Annotated in this window: 22 protein-coding genes and 1 pseudogene; 8 read left to right on the top strand and 15 right to left on the bottom strand. The window is 65.1% G+C overall.

Annotated elements, in window-relative coordinates:
• Positions 1-258: 258 nt before the first annotated feature.
• Entirely contained in the window at positions 259-543 is a 285-nt protein-coding gene (locus tag E5P2_RS21485) for a hypothetical protein (RefSeq protein ID WP_162569185.1), read from the bottom strand.
• A gap of 54 nt (positions 544-597) precedes the next feature.
• A complete protein-coding gene (locus E5P2_RS21480) occupies positions 598-1,095 on the bottom strand; it encodes a hypothetical protein (protein WP_162569184.1) in 498 nt (165 codons plus the stop codon).
• 714 nt (positions 1,096-1,809) lie between these two features.
• Between E5P2_RS21480 and E5P2_RS37830 the strand changes: the two are divergent.
• Positions 1,810-1,977: pseudogene (locus E5P2_RS37830) on the top strand (IS30 family transposase); the annotation flags it as partial.
• 14 nt (positions 1,978-1,991) lie between these two features.
• On the opposite strand, the gene E5P2_RS21475 reads toward E5P2_RS37830, so the two are convergent.
• Positions 1,992-2,351 carry a hypothetical protein gene (locus E5P2_RS21475; protein ID WP_162569183.1) on the bottom strand — a complete coding sequence of 120 codons (360 nt, stop codon included), beginning with the start codon at positions 2,349-2,351 and terminating at the stop codon, positions 1,992-1,994.
• 180 nt (positions 2,352-2,531) lie between these two features.
• Between E5P2_RS21475 and E5P2_RS21470 the strand changes: the two genes are divergently transcribed.
• A complete protein-coding gene (locus E5P2_RS21470) occupies positions 2,532-3,026 on the top strand; it encodes a methyltransferase family protein (protein ID WP_162569182.1) in 495 nt (164 codons plus the stop codon).
• Positions 3,027-3,724: 698 nt separating this feature from the next.
• On the opposite strand, the gene E5P2_RS37825 is transcribed toward E5P2_RS21470, so the two are convergent.
• The 8 genes from E5P2_RS37825 to E5P2_RS21430 form a co-directional block, all read right to left on the bottom strand.
• Positions 3,725-4,285, bottom strand: coding sequence for a hypothetical protein (locus E5P2_RS37825; RefSeq protein ID WP_232080791.1), 561 nt, complete (start codon positions 4,283-4,285; stop codon positions 3,725-3,727).
• Between the two features lie 462 nt (positions 4,286-4,747).
• Positions 4,748-5,050, bottom strand: a complete 303-nt coding sequence (locus E5P2_RS21460; RefSeq protein ID WP_162569180.1) for a hypothetical protein — start codon at positions 5,048-5,050, stop codon at positions 4,748-4,750.
• Between the two features lie 93 nt (positions 5,051-5,143).
• Positions 5,144-5,671: a HEAT repeat domain-containing protein gene (locus E5P2_RS38365; protein WP_443083559.1), complete on the bottom strand. Its 528-nt coding sequence runs from the start codon at positions 5,669-5,671 to the stop codon at positions 5,144-5,146.
• Positions 5,672-5,838: 167 nt separating this feature from the next.
• The gene (locus E5P2_RS21450) at positions 5,839-6,798 is read right to left on the bottom strand and encodes a Bug family tripartite tricarboxylate transporter substrate binding protein (protein WP_162569178.1); all 960 of its coding nucleotides are present in this window, start codon (positions 6,796-6,798) and stop codon (positions 5,839-5,841) included.
• A 175-nt stretch (positions 6,799-6,973) separates the two neighbouring features.
• Positions 6,974-8,200 carry a CaiB/BaiF CoA transferase family protein gene (locus tag E5P2_RS21445; RefSeq protein ID WP_162569177.1) on the bottom strand — a complete coding sequence of 409 codons (1,227 nt, stop codon included), beginning with the start codon at positions 8,198-8,200 and terminating at the stop codon, positions 6,974-6,976.
• Between the two features lie 68 nt (positions 8,201-8,268).
• Positions 8,269-9,180, bottom strand: coding sequence for a LysR family transcriptional regulator (locus tag E5P2_RS21440; RefSeq protein ID WP_162569176.1), 912 nt, complete (start codon positions 9,178-9,180; stop codon positions 8,269-8,271).
• Positions 9,181-9,446: 266 nt separating this feature from the next.
• Positions 9,447-10,853 carry a mercuric reductase gene (locus tag E5P2_RS21435; RefSeq protein WP_162569175.1) on the bottom strand — a complete coding sequence of 469 codons (1,407 nt, stop codon included), beginning with the start codon at positions 10,851-10,853 and terminating at the stop codon, positions 9,447-9,449.
• A gap of 78 nt (positions 10,854-10,931) precedes the next feature.
• Entirely contained in the window at positions 10,932-12,209 is a 1,278-nt protein-coding gene (locus E5P2_RS21430; protein WP_162569174.1) for a hypothetical protein, read from the bottom strand.
• 63 nt (positions 12,210-12,272) lie between these two features.
• Between E5P2_RS21430 and E5P2_RS21425 the strand changes: the two genes are divergently transcribed.
• A complete protein-coding gene (locus E5P2_RS21425; protein ID WP_162569173.1) occupies positions 12,273-13,112 on the top strand; it encodes a pirin family protein in 840 nt (279 codons plus the stop codon).
• 31 nt (positions 13,113-13,143) lie between these two features.
• Here the strand turns inward: E5P2_RS21425 and E5P2_RS21420 are convergent, their stop codons facing one another.
• The gene (locus E5P2_RS21420) at positions 13,144-13,443 is read right to left on the bottom strand and encodes a hypothetical protein (RefSeq protein WP_162569172.1); all 300 of its coding nucleotides are present in this window, start codon (positions 13,441-13,443) and stop codon (positions 13,144-13,146) included.
• A gap of 182 nt (positions 13,444-13,625) precedes the next feature.
• On the opposite strand from E5P2_RS21420, the gene E5P2_RS21415 reads away from it, so the two are divergent.
• The 3 genes from E5P2_RS21415 to E5P2_RS21405 are packed head-to-tail and all read left to right on the top strand — an operon-like array spanning position 13,626 to position 17,439.
• Positions 13,626-14,786, top strand: a complete 1,161-nt coding sequence (locus tag E5P2_RS21415; protein WP_162569171.1) for a mandelate racemase/muconate lactonizing enzyme family protein — start codon at positions 13,626-13,628, stop codon at positions 14,784-14,786.
• A 37-nt stretch (positions 14,787-14,823) separates the two neighbouring features.
• Complete coding sequence (locus E5P2_RS21410; RefSeq protein WP_162569170.1) at positions 14,824-15,963, top strand: M24 family metallopeptidase; 1,140 nt, start codon at positions 14,824-14,826, stop codon at positions 15,961-15,963.
• 36 nt (positions 15,964-15,999) lie between these two features.
• A complete protein-coding gene (locus E5P2_RS21405; protein WP_162569169.1) occupies positions 16,000-17,439 on the top strand; it encodes an amidohydrolase family protein in 1,440 nt (479 codons plus the stop codon).
• 33 nt (positions 17,440-17,472) lie between these two features.
• Here the strand turns inward: E5P2_RS21405 and E5P2_RS21400 are convergent, their stop codons facing one another.
• From E5P2_RS21400 to E5P2_RS21390, 3 genes are read right to left on the bottom strand one after another with little or no spacing between them, the layout of a single operon-like run.
• Positions 17,473-18,501, bottom strand: a complete 1,029-nt coding sequence (locus E5P2_RS21400) for a CobW family GTP-binding protein (protein ID WP_162569168.1) — start codon at positions 18,499-18,501, stop codon at positions 17,473-17,475.
• Between the two features lie 3 nt (positions 18,502-18,504).
• Positions 18,505-18,975 carry a RidA family protein gene (locus E5P2_RS21395; RefSeq protein ID WP_162569167.1) on the bottom strand — a complete coding sequence of 157 codons (471 nt, stop codon included), beginning with the start codon at positions 18,973-18,975 and terminating at the stop codon, positions 18,505-18,507.
• Positions 18,976-19,004: 29 nt separating this feature from the next.
• Positions 19,005-19,751, bottom strand: a complete 747-nt coding sequence (locus E5P2_RS21390; RefSeq protein ID WP_162569166.1) for a GntR family transcriptional regulator — start codon at positions 19,749-19,751, stop codon at positions 19,005-19,007.
• A gap of 202 nt (positions 19,752-19,953) precedes the next feature.
• On the opposite strand from E5P2_RS21390, the gene E5P2_RS21385 reads away from it, so the two are divergent.
• Positions 19,954-20,952, top strand: coding sequence for an ABC transporter substrate-binding protein (locus E5P2_RS21385; RefSeq protein ID WP_232080789.1), 999 nt, complete (start codon positions 19,954-19,956; stop codon positions 20,950-20,952).
• A gap of 13 nt (positions 20,953-20,965) precedes the next feature.
• Positions 20,966-21,790 (top strand): ABC transporter permease, encoded by an 825-nt coding sequence (locus tag E5P2_RS21380; protein WP_162569165.1) that lies wholly within the window; start codon positions 20,966-20,968, stop codon positions 21,788-21,790.

Here is a 21,790-nt window from a genome sequence, read left to right as displayed (position 1 = left end):
AGACCTCCAGGACCCCGGGGACAGCGCGAACACGAGGACCTTTCCGGTAAGCACCAAGAGAATCTCTGCAAGGGCATCCATAGAGCGAAGCACGCGTCTTTGCCCGGAGGGCGGTGTCGCGATTGTGGAGGATGCGGAGGTTGGTGTGCACGTGCTTCACGTTCAGTGATTCACCGTCCGGCTCGGCTTTCGATGTCGCCCGCGAAGGTCTACTGCCGGGCGATTTCTGCAGCGCCGCGCAACGGCCGCTCCTGGCCGTCAGGCGCCAGTGGCGTCAAGAAGATAAACCTTCGAGCCTAGAGGCAAATCCGCCTTGGTGACTGTCCGCGGCAACGAAAACGGCAGATGCGCCATCGGACGCCCCCGACGGACGTGCTCGAACGCCTCGATGCTCGTCCGCACCTCGTTGCCCGTGGGCGTGATGAGCAGAAGAGGTCTTCCAACTTTCACGTCGCGTCGGAGCGCGTCCGGCACGCCAGGCACGAGCACGCACCCTCGACCGCCGATGTCGAACACGTCCTCAATTTCAAACAGGAACTGCATCAGTTGTGCTTGGTGAAAAATGGGAGGGTCACCGCGAAGGTCCGCAGTTGGCCGCTACCAGGCTTTCCACCAAGGCCTCTTTTGACCGGCCAGGTCGCTTGATGGCGCTGCAGAAGGGGCGGGGCGGTCGAGGGTCTGCGCACAAATGGAGTGCCAGACGGCGGCGTCCAGCGGCAGTACCGACGACCACTCGATTCTTCCCGCAAAGGATGGGTGCGGTGCGAAGCCAAAGAACTGCGCCTGCGTCTTCGAGCCCCCTTTCTGCTTCAGCAACGCCACCCCGTTGCTGAGCAAGTGAATCTTTTGCCAGTCCTCGGAGTTCATCAACTTCGAGAATTCCTCAAAGGTCGCTGCCACCGGGTGCAGGCCGCCCTCCAGCACGTCCAGCTTCTCAACACCGCCCGTCCTTCGCTCAAAGAACAGGTCGCCGAAGGCTGAGGCCCCAATGGGACGAACCGACCCGACGACGAGGCCCGGCCATTCAGCAAACAAGCGTTCGAAGTCCAGGTGTGCAACATCAGTGAATAGGTCTTCCCAAGAAAGCTGGCTCATGGATAGCGGGGTCGTCTAGGTTTGAAGGTCTCGTCGCACGGCGGGGTCTGGCCGATTGTTGTCCCCACCTTGGTCAGTGCGCACACGCTCACGATGGCGTCGTTGTGAGCCTGCGACGAGGGTCCGCTTATGGCCGACTTCAGCCGTCCCCACGACCCACTGGGGGGCATGGGGCATACACTTCGTCGAAAACATGGTCCGGCATCCACGTCTCGTATTGGTCCGGATGTCCGAGCTTCCGAACAACTAGGTACCCGCTGAACTTCCGGCTGTGGCTTGGAGGAGGCTTCATGTTGTTCGCCCTTGAAAACCTCGCATGCCGAGCGGCGTACTCCGAGTTGGACATGTCGGTCGCACGAACGAGACTTCCGAATCGGGTAGCAACGTCCGAATCGATTGCGCGATAGATGGCCAGGGACTCTGCCCCAACATACGGTCGATTGAAGTCGTAGTCGATCATAGATTGTCCATTGCTGCGGAAGTGCCGGCTTTCGGTTTTTGGCAGCATGCTGCCACAACAGCTGCCTCGACCGCCAAGGTCCAGCCGGGCCAAGCATTGCTGCAGCTGAAATCTCATCAAAACTGCGGAGAGAGTGGCTCAAGGTCGGCTATCGGGCGAATTGAGTTTGGGAGGCGAATGTCGGCTACTGGCTGCGGATTCAACCGGTCGATGCAACACACTGATGACTGCCGTAGGCAGAAGGAGTGTTGCAGATGGCTTACCGGACGCGAACCTACTACACAGACATCCAGAAGGCATTGATGTGGGAGCGATGGAGGCCGCGGTGGACCCTACATCAGATTGCTCAACTGTTCAATCGGGTACACACGTCCGTACAAAAGATTCTGTCCCGTACGGGCGGCCCGCGACCGACATCCCGCGGCACCATGAGTCCTCACGAGTCCATCTTTGCAATCGAGCCGGGAGGAGCTTTCAGGAAACCCGGCGCAGCCGGAGGCGGGCGGTGGCCCGGCCGGGGGTCGCCAACGCGCGCGGGCGGCGGCGGGGGCGAATTCAAACTAGGTTGCAAAAAATTCAGGGTATGGTGAAAACCGACAACACGAATGACTGTCGAGCTGCGCAGCGCCTTGAACTCGGCCGCAAGCAGGATCAACGGCCTGCAGGCGATCTCATCGAACGACTCTGAACCCTCTGATCGCTCCAGATTGATTTCGCGGCTGATTTTTTCATTCGTGATGGAGTTTTCGGCATCGCTGCTCGGGCGGGGCCATCGGGCGATGCGCGAGTGGTCCACGCATCCATGAGCGGGATCATCAGCGGCCGGCTCGAGAACACGGTAGACGCGACCCGCACATGGTCGCGCGCGACCTCAATCGCTGGCTCGAACGCAACAAGTACTTCGCGCAGGACATCACGCGACGCCAGCGCTCGCCCAATCCGCACGATTCGCGGCGGCGTTGAGTATGATCCTATCGTGCAGCGCGCCGCCGCGATCATCGGTTCCGCGATCTTCCTGGTCATCGCTCCGGGCACGCTCGCCGTGTACGTCCCTTGGTACCTCACGCACTGGCACTCCGCGCCTCCGCTATTCCCGATCGCGCGCGTGCTCGGCGCCGCCCTCATCGTCGCCGGGTTGCCCATCTTGCTCGATTCGTTCGCTCGCTTCGCGTTGCAGGGCCTCGGCACACCGGCGCCCGTGATGCCTCCCAAGCGCCTCGTCGTCACCGGGCTCTATCGCTACGTCCGCAATCCGATATACGTGGCAGTCACGGCGTTGATCGCCGGCCAGGGCCTCCTGTTCGGGAGCGTCACGGTGCTGGAGTACGGCGCGATCGTGTGGGCCGGATTCTTCTTGTTCGTTGTCGCCTACGAAGAGCCTGCGCTGGGCGAGCAGTTCGGCGACGAGTACAAGCGCTATCGGGCGAACGTGAGGCGATGGTTACCGCGCATCACCCCATGGCGCGGGTAGGTGGTAAGAACGTTGCGTGCGCGTCGTCGTCCAGCATCGCAGCCGCTACTCTCCATCGCGGGTGTAGTTCAATGGCAGAACGGCAGCTTCCCAAGCTGTAGACGTAGGTTCTGTCGATCGTCAGTCAGCTCATCGCGGCATTGCAGACGGTCATGCGCCGCATCGCCAATGCCCGGATGTGGCCGACTGTAGCCCGTCACCTTCGGCGTGATCTAGCGATGCACTTGGACCGCTTCGAGCCACACCACGACGGAATTCTTCTGCGACCCGGGGAAAAGGTTACGACGCTCCGGGAACAGAGGCCAACGCCTTCGGTCTGAGTCGAGGGGCTCATCCAGCAGCCAGCAGTCTCGTGCAGAGGTTGCTTAAATAATGAGCATCGATAACAGGCATTATCGCTAGTAGGCAGGATCGGCAAGAGAGGACGAGGTGGCCTGCCCGATGTGCTGGCCGCTCGTGGGCATGGTGAGCGAATTGTGACCGGCCGTGGCATTGACTGCGGTCGTTCCGGTCATCGCTCAACCCAACTTTTTGCATCTGTCACTATGCACCAGAGCTACACGCAGATTCAAAAGCAGATCGAAGCTTTTCAACAACGCGCCGGCAAAGTTCGTGAGATGGAAGTCGGCGGCGCTATCGGGCGGATCAAGGTCGCAATCAAGCACTACGGGATCACGGCCGAGCAATTGGGCCTCGGTTCAAGTGGCGCTGCGGTGGGGCGCGGGCGGCAAGCATCTCGCGCGCGCCAGTCCTCCAAGTACAGCGACGGACAGGGCATCCGCGGAAAGCGCAATGCGGTCGATGCTCCAGCCAGGGCCGGGGCGTTGACCCATGTCGTTCCAGAAACGGACATAGCGACCGGCAGGATCGAACGGGCCGGAATCGTCTTCCCTAGGCGCCCATGAATGCGCCAGGGTCACGCCCGCATAGCCGGCTGCGCTCGGGTGGCCGTTGCTCGTCAGCATTGCCCGGTTGTCCAGCGTCTGACAAGTCACGCACCGATCGCGGCTCTTGTTGAACTGCGCCGGCTCCTGCACGTTGCCGCACTTGTTGCAGCGATGCGTCCGGGACGTTAGGCGAAGCTGTCGATATCCCCCGACACCCGGGGGCGCATCGGGATCCCAGGAACAGCCTGCAGGTTTGCGTTGCGCTTCGTAGCGAGCTTCCAGCGTGTCGATCTGTTCGGGCGTTGTTGGCTCGACCCAGATGCGCGGGCGGGTCTCGGGCACGCTTGCGCCCGACTTGTTCTCAGTCGTCATTTGGAGTCCTTGGAAGTGCCGGGGCTCGATGCCCGCCCGGCATGGGCTAAAATGGAAACAGTACCGATCAGCACGAGCGGGAAAAAAGATATATCGCAACGATTGGCGTTATGGTTGTCGCCTTGGGCAACTTCACTCGATGCGTAGGCGAGCGATCCGCGCCATGGTTGCCGTCTTGGGTGACTTCACTCAATTGATTTGCTGGATGCACTCGGCGCTAGAGTCGTCACCTTGGGCGACTTCACTCGATCAGATTGGGGGGCTCCCTGGCGCTAGGGCCGTCACCTTGCGGCACTTCACTCCGGCTCGGTGACATCGGCGCGGCTTCGTGCCACGGATCAGCGTCGAGGCGCTCGTGCACGTCTCGCGGTGCGATGCCGAGCACGCGGCACACGCCGGTCGCGATGAACCAAGACTCGCCGTCGATCTCGATGGCGCGGAGGTTGAGGGAAGGGCGCTGCGTCAGCTGTCGAAAGTCTTGAGGTCCAATTTCAAGCCGTAATGCTTCTTGGCACCTTGCGCGTCGGTCCAGCCCCCGACGACTCTTGCATTGCAATAGGTAGTCTGGCCCGTCAGCTTCTTGTGGCCCAATCTTCTGCGGAAGCTACGCGCGTCTTCACGAGACATGAATCCGACCCGTTGGCCCGAGACCAACACTTCGACAGCGCTCTTGTCGTATCGATTTTGGTCATTTGGACGCAACGCGGCTTCACAATCAGCGTCGGCGCTGTCGGTGCCGTGGTCTCCCGCGAGTCGCTGCAGCACGGACTGATAGTGTGATTCGCCGACGACCTCTCCGCCAGTCGTCGATGTCTCTCATCGGGGCTCGGCCAGTTTTGCGGTGAACCTGCGTTGCTTCTAATTCTGCGGGCCATGGGCCGACGCAATCCTGGATTCTCTCGGTACGGACCGCCTGTGAATGGTCCCTCCCGGGGCATACCATCCTGCCTTCTTCCGAACAGTGGAACTCGCGTCCGATCGCGCGGCCGCTTCTATCGCCGCTACAGCTTCCGGATTGCAGTGGACGAACTGGCCTACGACCTCGATCGCCATTGCGCGAACATGGGCGCTTGGATCCTCCGTCAGCAGTTCTATTGCCCGAGGGAGAACATCCGCTTCTTCTGGCCGACACGATCCTTCCTTGCACCGGTCGCAAGCCAACGTATGAAGTGTCGTGATGCGCACGCGCTCGTCGTTGTCGTTCAGCATATCGAGCAAGTCGGCAAGCGTATCGGGCTGCAGGTAGCGGTCGAGAAATCGGCAGCAGTGAAAACGCACGTCCGCGCTGCGATGTTGCAGCCCGGCCCGAACTGCGGGGAGCGCTCGCGACCCGAACTGCAGCAACGCCTTGTAGGCGACTGCCGCTCGATAGGGCGCGGCCAGCATCGCTACAAGGTCAACGCTTTCGTCTGATCGGCGCGAGGTCACCATGATCAAACAATCCTCCAACTCCGCGTGCGGTCAGCAGACGGACCTGGCCATGGTAGCGCGTCAGCTCGAATGGCTGCCACGGGATGGTGGCATGTCCACCGTGCTGCCCGGACTGGCGCCCCTCACTGCCCCTGCTTCGGCAAATTCAAACTCTGCAACAACGGCACCCACCGATCGAACTCGGTGCGGACGAACTTCGCCAGTTCCTCCGGCGTGCCGCCGCGCGGCTCCATGCCGATGGCGTGGGCGCGCGTGACGAACTCGGGGTCGGCGATCACCTGGTTGACAGCGTGGTTCAGCCGTTCGATCGCCGCTTTCGGCGTGGCTGCCGGCACCGAGAGCGAATACCACAGCACGGCCTGGACGTCGTAGCCCATCTCCTTGAAGGTCGGCGCCTCCGGCACCTGCGAAAGCCTGCGGTTGTCCATCACGCCGAGCACGCGGAGCTGGCCGCTGCGGATGTAGGGCAGCGAACCCGTGATGGACGTGCCGTCGATGTCGATCTGCCCGCCGAGCAATGCCTGCAGCGCCGGCGTATCGCCGTTGAAGGGCACATGCGTCGTGCTGATGCCGATCGACTTCTCGAAGCTCATCGGCGCCAGGTTGGTGAGGATGGCCGAGCCCGGCGAGCCGCGGTTGATCTTGCCCGGATGGAGCTTGGCGTATTCGACCATCTCCTTGATGTTCTTGTACGGCAGGTCGGTGCGCCCGACGATGATCGCGGGCTGGTAGGCGATCTGCGAGACCGGCGCGAAATCCTTGACCGGGTCGTAGGGCAGCTTGTCGAACAGGATGGTGTTGTTGGCCAGCGTGCCGAGCGAGGACACCAGCACCGTGCGGCCGTCCGGCCGCGACTTGGCCACGTAGTCCGCGGCGACGATGCCGCTCGCGCCGGGCTTGTTCTCCACGATGATCTGCATCCCGCGTTTCGTGAGCTCCGAGGCCAGGATGCGGACGTACTGGTCGGTGCCGCCGCCGGCCGCGAACGGGACCACGATGCGGGTGGGTTGTTCCGCATGGGCCGCGCCCAGCGCCGCGATCAATCCCAGCGACAGGCCGGCGATGAATTTCAGATAACGCACTTTGTCTCCTTGTGAGCGGGGCCCGCGGCGGCATCGATGTCCGCGCGTCGGGGTCGCCGGCGCAGTCTATCGCCGGGTATCGCCTGCAAATCTGCAAGGAATGAAAAGCAGCTTTGTATGTCGTGCACACGGGGCAGGGGTGCGGCCATGGCTCGGGCCAGGCCCGGCAGGCCGTTCAGGCCGCGGTGCCGGCGGCCATCGCGGCCTTCACGACGCCGGCCTCCAGCAGTTGCGCCGCCTCGTCGTCGCTGAACCCGGCATCCCGCAGGATCTCCTCGGTGTGTGCGCCGTGCGCAGGCGCGGCCTCGGTCCGGCGGCGCGGCGTGCCGCACAGTTCGTAGGGCAGGCCGAAGCTGGCGTAGCCGGGGCGATCGCCGTTCGGTGCGACGTCCATCACCATGCGGCTCGAACGGAAGTCCTCGCCCGCCAGCACGTCGCCGTAGCTGCGCACCACCCCCACGACGATGCCGTTGCGCGTGAGCAGGTCCACGCATTCGCGCGTGTCGTGGCGCGACAGGCGCTCGCTCACGGCCACCTTCATGGCCGGCCGGTTCGCCACCCGCAGCTCGTTGGTGAGAAAGCGCGCATCGGTCGCGAGTTCGGGGCAGCCGATGGTTTCGCACAGGCGCACCCAATGGGACTGCACATAGGCGGAGACCACCACCATGCCGTCTCGTGTGCGGAAGATGTCGGCCGCGGGTGCGTTCATCGGCTGGCCGTCGCCGCTGCGTGTCGGTTCGACGCCGCGTGCCAGGTAGTCGCTCCAGTTCGGCAACTGCAGGTGCAGGGCCACTTCCAGCAGCGAGACACGGATGGTTTCCCCGACGCCGGTGCGCACGCGCCGGAACAGCGCGGCGAGCACGGCCTGGGCCGCCACCTGAACGGTCGCCGCGTCGATGATGGTCGCGCCCACCTTCTGCGGCAGGCCTCGCGCTTCGCCGGTCACCGACATCAGGCCGCTTTCCGCCTGCGCCGCGATGTCGTAGCCCGGCCGATCGCGCGAAGGCGCACCCGCCGGAAAACCGCTGATCGACACATGGACCAGCCCTGGATGCATCGCGCGCAATGCATCCGCGCCGAGGCCGAGCGACTCGGCGGCGCCCGGTCGCAGGTTCTGCACGACCACGTCGGCGCGCAGGATGAGGCGGCGCGCGATCTCGATGCCGCGCGGCTTGCGCAGATCGAGCGCGATCGACTTCTTGCTGCGGTTGTAGGCGCGCAGCATCGCGTGCCCGAAGTGGCCCGTGTGGCGCGACATGTCGCCTTCCATCGATTCGAGCTTCACCACTTCGGCGCCGAGGTCGCCGAGCGTCATCGCGGTGCCGGGGCCTGCGATGTAGTTGCCGAGTTCGACGACGCGGATGCCCTGCAGGGGCGGAGGAGCAGCGGCTTGTTCGTTCATTCGCGCAACTCTAGGAGCCGGCGGCCGCGGCGGAAAGGCAGAAGCTGCAAAGCTGCTTTGCGTCGCCCTCACGGTGCCGCGTCTTCGCGCAGCGCCTCGGCCATGAAATCGACGAAGGCGCGCACCTTCAGCGGCAGGGTGCGGCTCTGGCGGAACACCGCGTAGATGCCGTTGGAAAACCCGCGCACCGCGAGGCGGTACTCGGGCAAGAGCCGCACCAGCGAGCCGTCTCCGATGTTGCTGCGCACGGTGGGCTCCGACAGCAGCGCGATCCCCATGCCGCCGATCGCGGCGATGCGCAGCACTTCGCCGTTGTTCGAACTCAGCACGCCCTCGATCGGCAGCACCTGCTGTTCCGCCTGTTCGTCGATGTACTTCCAGGTGGTGCTCTCGCGCTCGCGGCGGTAGGTGAGGCACTTCAGGTTCGGCAGATCGCTCGGATGCCGGATGCGCGGGTGCGCCTTGACGAAGGACGGGCTGGCTACCAGCACCTCTTCGCTGCTGAGGAGTCGCTTGATCACGAAGCTCGAATCGTTGGATTCGCCGGTGCGGATGTCGATGTCGAAGTCCTGCTCCACCAGATTGACGGGGTGCTCGGACAGTTCGAACTCCACCCGGACGTCCCGATAGCGCTCGGCGAAGCGCGGCAACAGCGGCGCGATCACGCGCTGGCCGATCTGCGTGCGCGAGTGGATGCGCAGCCGTCCCTCGGGCACCAGCTTGGATTTGCGCGCGGCTTCCTCTGCCTCGGCCATCGCTTCGAGCACCACCTCGGCGCGTTCGAGAAAGGCCTGGCCTGCTTCGGTGACCTTGAGGTTGCGGCTGGTGCGGTCCACCAGCTGCACGCCGAGTTCTTCCTCCAGCGCGCTGATGCGGCGCGAGATGGTCGCGGGCGACAGGCTCAGGCTGCGCGCCGCGGCCGAGAGGCTTCCCTTCTTCAGGGTGATCACGAAGATCCGCAGCGAGTCGAGGGCCTTCATTTCAGAAGTCGCAAGGAAGTTGTATGCAGGTTGACGATCGAGGCAGGCATCCCGTTCCTCTCATTGTCCGATGCGACCCCGCGGGAGCTCGGCGATGGATTCTGGAGTCTTCATTCTGATGCAGCAGCGAAACAGGCATTAGACCTCCTGCCGGATCCTGCGCGCGTCTCGGGCGGCGATGGTGGTGTGGGAAAGCTGCAGCAGAGTCGCACCCTGATCGATTCAGGGGGGCGACTTTCAGGCCGATGGGCCGGTCACTCACGCGGTCAACCGGCGGCTGCAGGCAGAGTCGGTTCGTTCGCGAACAGGACGGTGAGACCTTCGGCGATCGTCGGATGCGCCAGGACACTGTCGCGCAGTGCCGTATAGGGAAGACCCGCGAGCATCGCAGTCTGCACCACCGCGATCAATTCACCCGCGCCCGCGCCCAATGCGGTGAAGCCGAGGATGCGATCGCTGTCCGTGGCGACAAGCGCCTTGAGGTGGCCGTAGGTCTCCGAAATCGTGCGTGTTCGCAGCACCGCCGCCATCGCGACCCTGGCGATGCGGTAGGGCACGCCCGCGCGCTGCGCCTCGGACTCGTTCAGGCCGACCCGTCCGAGCTCGGGGTCGGTGAACATGCAATAGGGCATCATGCGATCGCGCGTCGTGCGTTGGCCGCCGTTCAGGTTGTCCCTCACGATGCGGAAGTCGTCGAACGCTGCGTGCGTGAACTGCGGGCTTCCCGCGCAGTCGCCCATCGCCCAGACGCCTTCGGCCGAGGTCTCGAGACGCTCGTTGACCTTGACGTAGCCCCGCGCATCGAGCGCGACGCCTGCTGCTTCGAGTCCGATCCCTTGTGTGTTCGCCATGCGTCCGGCAGCGACAAGGATGTCGCTGCCTTCGACGAGCTGCGTGCCGGACGCCGTGCGGATGCGAAGCCGCACCTTGTCTCCCGAGCGGCCCTCGACGTCGATCGGCTCGGCGTTGAGCACGATCTCGATGCCTTCTTCCGAGAAGCGCCGCATCAGCGCTTCGGCCACGTCGCTGTCCTCGCGCGCCGCCAGCTGCGGCCCTCGCTCCAACACCGTCACGCGACTGCCGAAGCGGCGCATCGGCTGCGCAAACTCGAGCCCGACATAGCCGCCGCCCAGAACGACCAGGTGCTCTGGAACACGGTCGAGCTCGAGCGCTTCGACATGCGTCAGCGGCCGGGACTGCCGAAGCCCCGGGGTGTCGGGAATGGTGGCGCGCGTGCCGACATTCAGATAGATGCGGTCGCCGGTGAACATGGTGGTGGTCCCGTCCTCCTGCTCCACCTCGATGGTCTTCGGCGCGACGAAGCGGCCTTGGCCCATGACGAGTTCGGCGCCGCTTGCCGCGTAGTTCCTGCGGTGGATCTCGATCAGGTCATCCACCATCCTGCGCTTGCGATCGCGCACGGCGCCCATGTCGATGCCGAGCGCAGCGCAGGAGATCCCGAACTCCGCTGCGCGGCGCAACAGCGCGGCCACGTGCGCGCTGTAGATGACGTTCTTGCTCGGCAGGCAGGCGACGTTCGGGCAGGAGCCGCCGATCAGTGCGCGCTCGATGACAACGGTACGCAGTCCGGTCTTGGCCATCGTCCATGCCAGGTATTTCCCCGACTCGCCGCTGCCGAGGACGAGGATGTCGCAGTGCTGGATTTCCGACATGAAACCTCCACGAAGACTTCGGTCTTCCGAATGTTCGGACGCGCGAGCACTGCGGCGATATGCCGGCGGTGCGCTGCCTCAGATCTTGTCGAATCCGCCGCCCGCGGCCGCAAGGCCACCACCGACCTTGAAGGTGCCGATCGCGCCGTGCAGCTCCATCGGTGCCACGCCCTCGCCATGCGTCGTGAGCCCGCCGTCGATCTCGATCGCCTGTGCCGACCCGCCGGGCTTGATGCTCAGCGCAATCGCCGCGAGCTTCATCACCACGCCTTTCACGAGCGAATCGCCGGTGCCGCCGAAGGTCTCCACGCCGCGATGCACCACCAGGCGGCCGATCGGCTGGCTGATCTGGATGCCCACTGCGCCGTTCGCATGCGTCGTGACCCGATCGAACTCCGCCAGGCCGACCGTGCCCGCATAGACGTTGAAGCCGCGCGCGCCGGCGCCGAAGGTCTCGATCGGCGCGCGGACCTTCAGCGTGTTGACGATGTTGAAGTTCACGAAGCCGATGCCGCTCGGGCCATAGGACGTCAGCTTCTCCTCGACGGTCCAGCGGTCGACGTTGCCCCAGTTGTCGAGCACCATGTCGTTCACGCCGTAGGTCACGACAGGGCCGCGGTTGCGCACCTCGTCGACATGGGCGTTGAAGACGGTGAAGACGCCGCCGGTGATCTGGTCGGGCGTGCCCGGCGCAATCCCGCCGTCGCTGTAGACCGCGCCGGTTTCGAGCAGCGCCGCGACGAGTTTCCCGCCGGTGAAGCCGGCACCACTGACGAAGATGCCGCTGCCGCGCACCGGCGCGCCCTCGCGGCCTGCCGACAGGCCGACGAGCCTGGCCGTGACGACGCTGCGCTCGTCCTGCTGCATGTTCCAGAGCGTGAACGCGCCTTGCAGCACATGGACGCCGAAGCCTTGCGGCCTGTCGCTGCGCGCACGCGCGTCGGCCGCGACGATGTCGAGCCCGTCGACATCGACGTGGCCGCCCTTGACGGCATCGCGCGCGAGGATCTGCACCTGGCCGGTCGCGGTGACGCGCGTCAGCCGCATGCGGCCGAGGCTGTCGACCTGCGTGTCGTTGAAGATCACGCGCTGCGCCGGCGATGCCGTGAGGCGCAGCAGGCGGATCTCGTTGTCCGTCGTCAGTTGCAGGCCTTCGCTGCCGTCGGCAAAGGTGATGGAGGACTGATCGTCCTCGCCGCACAAGGCCTGGCCCGGCGCGAGGCGAATGGAGGGTGCGTTCGCGAGCTTGCCGTGCACGATGAAGCGCTGGGCGCCGCCCTCGCGGGTGGCTGCAATCAATTCGTCGGTCGTGGTCACCTTCCGGTCAGGCAGTGGGGCGCGGATGTTGCTGCTCATCGGAAACTCCTTGCAAAGCAATCGTGAAAAATCAATAGTGTCACGATCCTCGAAGCATTTGCAATGACAACACGAACGATCACCACCACGCTCCAGGCCGAGCCACTCATCGACGACGGCGACATGCTGCTGCGGCGTGCATTGCCTTCCGCACAGCGAACGGCGCTGGGACCTTTCATCTTCATCGATCACTACCGCCACCGGAGCCAGCGCGGCATCGGCGACAGGCCGCATCCGCATGCGGGCATCGAGGTATTGAGCTATCTGCTCGAAGGTGGCGTCGAACACCGCGACAGCCTGGGCCATGTCGATCACCTCGGGCCGGGCGATGCGCAGCACATCCGCGCCGGCCGCGGCATGCTGCACGCCGAGCAGCCGGCCGGCGGACGCCATGGGTTGCAACTCTGGACCAGCCTGCCGCCGGACCAGAAGCTGGTGGAGCCTGCCTATGCATCGTTTCGCGCTGCCGACATTCCGGAGATCGTGCAGGAGGGCGCGCGCGTACGCGTCGTCGCCGGGCAGGTGGAGGGTGTCCGCGGGCCGATGAAGCTCGCGGCGCCGACCACGCTGGCCCATGTGCATCTCGATCCGTCGGCGACCGTCTCGTTGTCGGTGGATGCCACGCAGGAACTCGGCCTGTATGTGCTGGACGGTTCGCTGGTCGGCAGCGAAGGGGCCGTCATCGGCGCGGGCGCACTCGCGATCCTGACGCCGGGCGACCGGATCAGCATCACTGCAACGCGCGAGCATCCGGTCGACGTGGCGTTGCTGGGCGGCCTGCCGGTGGAGGGCGCCGTTCTGTTCTCCGGGCCCTTCGTGATGGACACGCCCGAACGCCTGGCACAGACGAAGCGCGACTTCGCCAGCGGCAAGATGGGCACGCTCGACGGCGTTCCGTTCTGAGGGCGCCAGCCGCACCTGTCGACGTGTACGGCTACGGCGCCACTTCCTGCTGCAGGTGGCGTTCGAACTTCTCCAGCAGCGTGTGCATGGTCTTGCGGGTGTCGGCGAATTCGCTCGATGCCGCGCGGCGAGCCATGTCCGCGTCATAGGCGGCACGCGTCTCGAATGCGCATTCCCAGCGCACGTCCGGGCCGGCACCCTCCAGCTTGGTGAAGATGCGGCCCGCCGGCAGGCCGAGCCGCGCCCTCACATCGCTGGCGTGCCGACGCTGGGCCAGCACGGCTTCGGCCTGTCCGGCCCGGGCGTAGTAGTTGGTGATTTCAACGATCATGGTTGGCGGACCTCCGTGCCCGATTCCGTGGCGAATCCATCCGCGATGGTGCGGCACGCGGCCGGCACTCAGGGCATGAACTCTTGACAACAGGCTTATTTGATCACAAACTGTGATCACGCTTTGATTTCTTTGCAGATGGTCTGCCGAGATGCGTGAGCCCAGCGCGAGGAGTTCAGTCGATGCCAACGATCCAGTCCATAGAAACCCTGCTCGTCCAGTTGCCCACCCGCCGTGAGCACAAGTGGACTGGCCTCACGGAAACCATCGGCCGCTACCTGCTCACCCGCATCACCGACAGCGACGGGCGCATCGGCTGGGGCGAGGCGCCGGCACTGAAGGACTGGGGCGGCGAGTTCGGCCGCTACTTCGGCGAGTCGACGCTGATCGCGAAGGCCGTCATCGAGAACTACCTCGCGCCGTCGCTGATCGGCGTCGAACTCGGCAACTTCGCCGAGATGCACGCCCGCATGGACGCGGTGATTCGCGGCTATCCGTACGCGAAGGCCGCGGTGGAGTTCGCGGCCTACGACGTCACCGGCCGCTGGCTGAAGCTGCCCGTGCACATGCTGCTGGGCGGCAAGGTGCGCTCGCGTGTGATGGTGACCCATTCCATTGGACTGATCCCGATCGCGGAAGCGGAGAAAGAAGTGGCGCAGGTCGCCGCCGAAGGCATCAAGACGATCAAGATCAAGATCGGCGTCGATGCCAAACGGGACATCGACATGGTGCGCACCGTCCGCGGCGCAGTGGGGCCGGATGTCGAACTGTGCGTCGATGCGAACGAGGGCTATCGCACGCCCGGCGAAGCCATCACCACCGTGCGTGCGATGGAGCCCTACCGCCTCAAGTACGTCGAGCAGCCCGTCATGGGCATCGAGCGCATCGCCGAGGTGGCGCGCGCGATCGATCCGCCCGTCATGGCCGACGAGTCGGCGTGGAATGCGCACGACGTGATCCAGATCAGCGAGCGCCGCGCGGCGCAGATCGTCTCGATCTACACCACCAAGCCCGGCGGTCTCTACAAGGCGATGGAAGTCGCCGCCGTCTGCCGTGCGGCCGGGATCATCTGCAACGTCAACGGCTCCGTCGAGACCGGCGTGGGCAACCTCGCCAACATCCATCTCGCGGCGGCGGCGCCGGCGGCCACGCTGTCGTGCGTGGTCCCGGTGTCGACGCCGGCCGAATGGCAGAAGGGCCAGGTGGGCGGCATCTACTACCGCGACGACCTGATCGTTGCACCCATGAAGCTGGTCGATGGCGGCATCGAGGTACCGACCGCGCCGGGCATGGGCATCGACGTCGACCTCGCCAAGATCGAGAAGTACCGGGTACGCGACTGAGCGTCGCGCGACACATTCAAACCAAAGAAGGTGCCAGATGCGCAAAGCAATCATTGACCGGCAGGTGAAGGCCATGGCCGAGAACGGACTCGACGCGATGGTGTCGTGCTCGCCCGAGAACTATGCCTATGCGACGGGCTTCGTCGTGCCCTCGCAGCCGCTGATCCGGCACCGGCACGCGATGGCGATCGTCACCGCGGATGCGAAGACGGAGCTCTTCTCGGTCGACATGGAAGCCAGCACCGTGAAGCGCCGGGCACCGAACGTGCCGACGCGCATCTGGGCCGAATTCACCGACGACGCGATGCGCGTGCTGGCCGATCAGCTGAAGAACCTCGGTCTGGCGCAGGCCCGCATCGGCATCGAGATGGACTACCTGCCCGCAGGCGATCTCGCGCGCCTGCAGGCGGCGCTGCCGCAGGCCAAGTTCGAACGCTGCGAGCACATCCTCGCGCGGTTGCGCCAGATCAAGACGCCGGAAGAAATCGCGCTGCTGCGCCGTCTTTCGCGCATTGCCGACCAAGCCATCACCGACGCGCTGGCCTCCGTGAAGGCGGGCGATTCGGAGATGGACATCGCCGGCCACCTGACGCGCAATGTCTATGCGCTGGGCGCCGAGCATTTCAAGCTGATGATCATCGCGACCGGCGAGCGCAGCATGCTGCCCAACGTCGGCCCGTCGGAGCGCCGGCTGCAGCCGCGCGACGTGTGCCGCGTCGAGATCTTCTCGGTGATCGACGGCTACCAGGCCGGCGTGTGCCGCACCGCCGTCGTCCGGGAGGCACCGCCGATGGCCAACGAGATCTGGCAGCATCTGGTGGACTGCAAGTACCGCATCATGGAGATGGTCAAGCCCGGCGCGAGCTGCCGCGCGATCTACGATGCCTTCATCGCCAGGCTGGCCGAGATGAAGCTGCCGCCGATCTCCTTCGTCGGCCATGGCATCGGCCTGCATCTGCACGAGGATCCCTACCTCGGCAAGACGCCCATCCTCGGCCGCCCGGGCAGCGATGCGCTCATCGAAGAAGGCATGGTGCTCGGCTTCGAACCGCTGTGCTATGAAACGGGGTACGGCTTCGGCATGCAGAACAAGGACATGCTGCTCGTCACCGCCAACGGCAGCGAGCTGCTGTCCGACTACGCCAATACCGACCGGCTGCTGGTCGTCAAGGGCTGAGCGCGGCCCGAACCTCAACCGTGGAGTGATCCCCTCATGCGTACGCTCATCGAGCATCTCGAGTTCGCCTTTCTCGTCGACGCCAACGACACCGTCGTGCGCGACGCCAGCATCCTGATCGAGAACGACCGCATCGTCGACATCGGTGCGGCCGCGGAGGTCGCGGCCAGGCACCGCGGCGAGTCCTTCGACCGCGTGATGGACGGCCGCATGCTCGGCATCTGCCCGGGCTTCGTGGACAGCCACGTCCATCTGTCCGAAACCCTGTCGCGCGCCGTGTTTCCCGACAACCTCAATACGCGCGCGTGGGTGTTCCACTGGGCCAAGCCCTTCTATGCGCACATCACCGAGGAAGACGAGTACTGGGGCGCGCTGCTCGGCATCACCGAGATGCTGCGCAACGGCACGACCTGCTTCATCGACATGGGCTCGCAGTACGACCCCGGCATCACCGTGCGGGCGATGGAGCAGACCGGCATCCGCGGCGTCACCGGCCGGCATGCCGCCGACAATCCGCCGCCGGAACTGCCGCGCGGCTGGACCGAGGAGATGGCGCGGCATCATTTCTTTCCGAACGCGGAAGCCGCGCTGGCCGAGCTCGAAGCCTGTGTGCGCAAATACGATGGCGCGCTCGACGGCCGCGTGCGCTGCTGGGTCAACATCGAAGGCAAGGAGCCGTGCACGCTCGAGCTGCACGTGGGCGCACAGAAGCTCGCCGAGCGGCTCGGCGTCGGCACGACCTACCACCTGGCGACCTCGATCGAGGAAGCGCGCGTGTGCGAAGAGAAGTACGGCTGCTGGCCCATCACGCGCATCGACCGCGCGGGCGGCATCGGCTCCAACCTCGTGATCGCGCACGGTGCCGCGGTCAGCGACGACGAGGTGAAGCTCCTGGCCGAGCGCGGCGCGAAGGTCGCGTTCTGCCCGTGCTCCTCGTTCAAACTCGGCAAGGGCGCGACGAAGATCGGCAAGTATCCGGAGATGGTCGCGGCCGGCGTCACGGTCGGCCTCGGCACCGACGGTGTTTCTGCGGCCGGCAACATGAACCTGATGCGGCAGATGCTGATCGTGGCCGGCATGTTCAAGGACGCGCGCATGAAGCCCGACATCTTCACGGCGCGGCAGGCGCTGCGCGCGGCGACCATCGATGGGGCCAAGGCCGCGATGTGGGACCACGACATCGGCTCGCTCGAGGTCGGCAAGAAGGCGGACTTCATCCTCTTCGATCTCGACCATATCGAATGGACGCCGTTTCACGATCCGCTGCAGGCGCTGGTCTTTTCCGCCTCCACGGCCTCCATCTCGCAGACCTGGGTCGACGGCAAGACGCTCTACAGCGAAGGCAAGGTGCACGGCATCGACGAGCCCGCGCTGCGCCGCAAGGCCAGGGAGCTCGCGGCCGCCGCGGTGGTGCGCGCGGGCCTGCACGAAGAGGGCGTCGAGACGACCACGACGCTCTACGACAGCGGCAACTGATGCGGATGCGCCGGTACCGATCCGGCGCAAGTTTCAGGCGATGCTGGGTTCGTAGACCGAGCGCAAGGAGTTCTCGATCGCGCGCTGCGTCAGGTCGCGCGCGATGAACACGATCCAGCCGGGCCGCGCCGATTCGTCGGGCCAGCGCGGCAGGCGCTCGATGGGGTAGAGCACGTGCTGCACGCCCTGCACGACGACGGGGCGATCGTCGTCCTGTACCGCCAGCAGACCCTTCACGCGCAGGATCGAATCGCCGCGGCTGGCGAGCAGCAGTTCGAGCCAGTCGACGAAGGCGGCCCAGTCGAGTGCTTGCTCCAACTGCACGGTGAAGGTCTTGATGGCCTGGTCGTGGCCGTGCGCGTGATGGCCATGTGCGTGCGAGGCTTCGCTCGATGCACGCGGAAGACGCCATTGCGCGTCGGCTTCTTCGAGGATCTGCGATGCGGGCAACTGCGCCTTGCGGGACATCAGCATCGTCGCCGACGGATTCATCTGCGCCAGCTTCTCGACCAGCACCGTGCAGTCGGCGTCCTCGACGAGATCGGTCTTGGTCACGATGACGCGGTCGGCGGTGGCGAGCTGTTGCCGCGCTTCGCGATGGGCGGTCAAGGTGTGCTCGCCGTTCACCGCATCCACGGTCGTGATCACCTGGCCGAGGCGGAAGAAGGGTGTCAGGCTCTGTTCGCTCAGGATCGCCTGCATGATCGGTGCCGGGTCGGCGAGTCCGGTGGTCTCGACGACGACGCGGGCAAAGGCCGGGATCTCGCCCGTGCGCATGAGCCCATGCAGCTCGGCCAGCGTCGACACCAGGTCATCGCGCACCGAGCAGCACAGGCAGCCGGAGCTCAGCAGCACCACGTCCTCGGCCACCTCGCGCACCAGCAGGTGATCGAGCCCCACTTCGCCGAACTCGTTGATGACCACCGCGGTGTCCGCGAGCGCCCGGTCGGCCAGCAGGTGGCGCAGCAGCGTCGTCTTGCCGCTGCCCAGGAAGCCGGTCAGCACGTGGATCGGCGTGCGGCTGTCGGCGCGATGCCCTGCGGCGGGCTCGGCGTGGGCCATGGCTCAGGCGACCTCGAAGATGGCGTCCACCTCCACGGCGACGTTGCGCGGCAGCGAACTGCAGCCGACGGCCGCGCGCGCATGCCGGCCGGCATCGCCGAAGACCTCGACCATGAGGTCCGAGGCGCCGTTGATGACCTTGGGATGGTCGCCGAACTCGGGCGCGGCATTCACGAAGCCGCCCAGGCGCACGCAACCGACCACGCTGTCCAGGCTGCCGCCCAGCGCGGTGCGCAATTGGGCGAGGATGTTGATCGCGCAAAGCCGGGCTGCCTTCTGTGCGTCTTCGATCGACACGTCGCGGCCGACCTTGCCGACGTACTGGTCCTTGCCGTCCGCGGTCGGCACCTGGCCTGCGATGTAGATCATCGAGCCGCTTCTGCGCGCCGGAACGTAATTTGCCGCCGGCGCGACGGCCTTGGGCAGCGTGATGCCGAGTTGTTCGAGGCGTGCTTCGGCCTTGTGTGGGGTCATGGTCTTGTCTTCCTTCGTGGGTGGATCGGTCAGCTGCCGAAATAGAGATCGTCGAGCGGCGCTGAAAGCAGGTTGGCGGCTTCCGGCTCGCCCAGCGCGGGCACCAGCGAACGACCCGTGTTGCGAATGTCGCGCAACACGCCGCGCTTGGCGACCGCGGGCTTCTTCGTGTGCATGCCCTCGAGAATCTCGAGATGCGCGGAGGCATCCCAGGGCATGTCGGGCGACAGCAGCGAGAGGTACATCGTGGGGCCGAACTGCAGCCAGAGCGATTCCACGAGCGGCATCAGCACTTCCGTGTCGGCGGCCTGGTAGAGCGTGAAATGAAAGCGCTGGTTCGACGAGAGACAGCCCAGCAGGTTGCGCTTCGCGATGGCGTCGAGCAACTCGTTGTTGATGGTGGTGAGCGTCTTCAGCAAGGCCGGTGTGCCATTGCGGCAGGCCATCTCGGCCGCAAGGCCTTCGACGAGTTCGCGCACCGCGAAGAGTTCGTTCAGCTTCTTGGGCGTGAGGCGCGGAACCCGGACCGAACCGTTCGCCGTGTCCTCGAGCGCGTTGGTGACCACCAGCCGCGTCAAGGCTTCGCGAATCGGCATCGGGCTGGTGCCGAAGCTGCTGGCGAGCTTGCGCAGGCTCATCACCTGGCCGGGCACGAAGGCGCCCACCATGAGTCCGCGTCGCAGGCGCTGGAAGACTTCTTCCTGCACACGGCCGCGGCCGCGCTTGGTCGGCTCTTCGACAGCCTCTTGTCGGTGGCGTTCGGCAGTCTGTTCCATGGCGCTCCTCTGCTGTGTCTCGTGTGGGCTCGATGCGGGTTAACCCGGTTGACCGTGATTATACGTGTGATCACACTCTGTGATCAATAGGGAGATCGATGTTGTCTCGTGCAGCGGAAAAACGATCAACCCTAAGCCTGCGCGGCAATGACGGTCAAGAGTTGGTTTCAGTTCATTTGCTCAATCATTGATAGGTCTATCCATGCGATTTCCTCGTGCAAGTTTCTCGATGTGCGCGCGCTGGCGAACTGCCGCACTGGTTGCCGTGCTGAGCCTGGGTGCTCATGCCTGGGCGGCGGACGAGGTCAACGTCCGCTTCAGCTGGAAACTGAAGGGGGAATACGCGCATCTCTACCTGGCACAGGACAAGGGCTTCTATGCGGCGAAGAACCTCGCCGTGCGCATGGGCGAGGGCGCCGGCGCACCGGCGGCGCTGGGCGCCCTGCTGCAGGGTCAGGAGGACGTGGTCGTGATGCCGGCCATCTTCGCCGTTTCCGCGATCCAGAAGGGCATGCCGATCAAGATCGTCGCGCTCTATCAGCCGAAGACGCCGATCGTGCTGATCTCGCAGCCCGACAAGCCGGTGCTCAAGCCCAAGGACCTGGAAGGCAAGACCGTGGCGCATGCCGTCGGCGAAACCGGCACGTCCTACCTGTCGGCCTTCTGCGCGGTCAACCACATCGACTGCAGCAAGGTGAAGAAGGTGCAGATGGATGCGCAGTCGCGCGTGCCGCAATTCCTGCAGAAGCAGGTGGACGTGGTGAGCGTCTATCGCAACAATGACCTGCCGATCATCGAGGCGCGCATGGACACCAGGTTCCCGATGCTCGACCTGGCGCAGAACGGCCTCGCGATCCCCGGCCTGGCCGCCGTGTCGAGCAACGCGATCATCGCGAAGAAGCCCGATGTGCTCAAGCGCTACCTGGCCGCGGTGAACGAAGGGATCGCAGCCACGCGCAAGGATCCCAAGGCCGCGACGGCCGCGCTCGCCAAGGCCTGGCAGGGCGGTCCTTCGGCGGACGTGATCGAGGCGCAGGTGCGCGCCACGATGGATGCGATCGAGACCGAGGCGGGCAAGCCGGTCGGATGGACGGATGCCAACACCATCGTCCAGGCACTGAACCTGCTTAAGACAGACGAAGCCATCGGCACGCCGAAGCCGGCCGATGTCTTCTTCACCAATGTCCTGCTGACTCCCTAGTGCGAGGCCATTCATGACCGAATTGAAACATCCCGGGATCGTCGCCATGCCCAACGTCGGAAGCACCAAGAAGAAGCCGCCTCGCGTCAATCTGCTCGAGCGCTATGCGTCCTTGCTGCTGGCGGTGGCGATCCTCGTCATCTGGCAGATCGCGGTTCCGCTGTCCGGCCTGTCGGAATTCGTGCTGCCGACACCGCTGGCCATCGCCAAGCGCATGGTGACGGACTTCAACCTGCTGGCGGCCCACTCCTACATCACGCTGCTCGAAGTGCTCGCCGGCTTCTTCGCCGGCGTGATCATCGGGATTCCGCTGGCGCTCGCGATCTTCTATTCGAAGGTCTTCGAGCGTGCGGTCTACCCGCTCCTGGTCGCGCTGCAGACCGTGCCGAAGATCGCGCTGGCGCCGCTCCTGGTGCTCTACCTCGGCTACGGCTGGGCGCCGAAGATCAGCCTGGCGTTCCTGATCTCCTTCTTCCCGATCGTGATCTCGACGGTGGTCGGCCTGCAGTCGCTCGACAAGGCGCTGGTCAACATGGTGCGGTCGATGGGCGCCAGCGAATTGCAGACCTTCTTCAAGGTCCGCCTGCCGGCCGCATTGCCGAGCATCTTCGGCGGCCTGAAGGTCGCGATCTCGCTGGCCGTGATCGGCGCCATCATCGGCGAATACATCGCTGCCGAACGCGGACTCGGCTACCTGCAGCTGCAGGCCAACTCGCAGTTCGACACCACCCTCAATTTCGCGACCGTCGTCACCATCTCGCTGATCGGCGTGCTGCTCTATTTCGTTCTTTCGCTCGTCGAGAGCAAGGTTTCGTATCAACGTGAAAGCGCCAAATGA

The organism is Variovorax sp. SRS16 (assembly GCF_901827165.1).
GTDB lineage: Bacteria > Pseudomonadota > Gammaproteobacteria > Burkholderiales > Burkholderiaceae_C > Variovorax.
The sequence above is the reverse complement of the archived record's forward strand: the minus strand, read 5'-3'. Positions and strand labels throughout refer to the sequence as shown.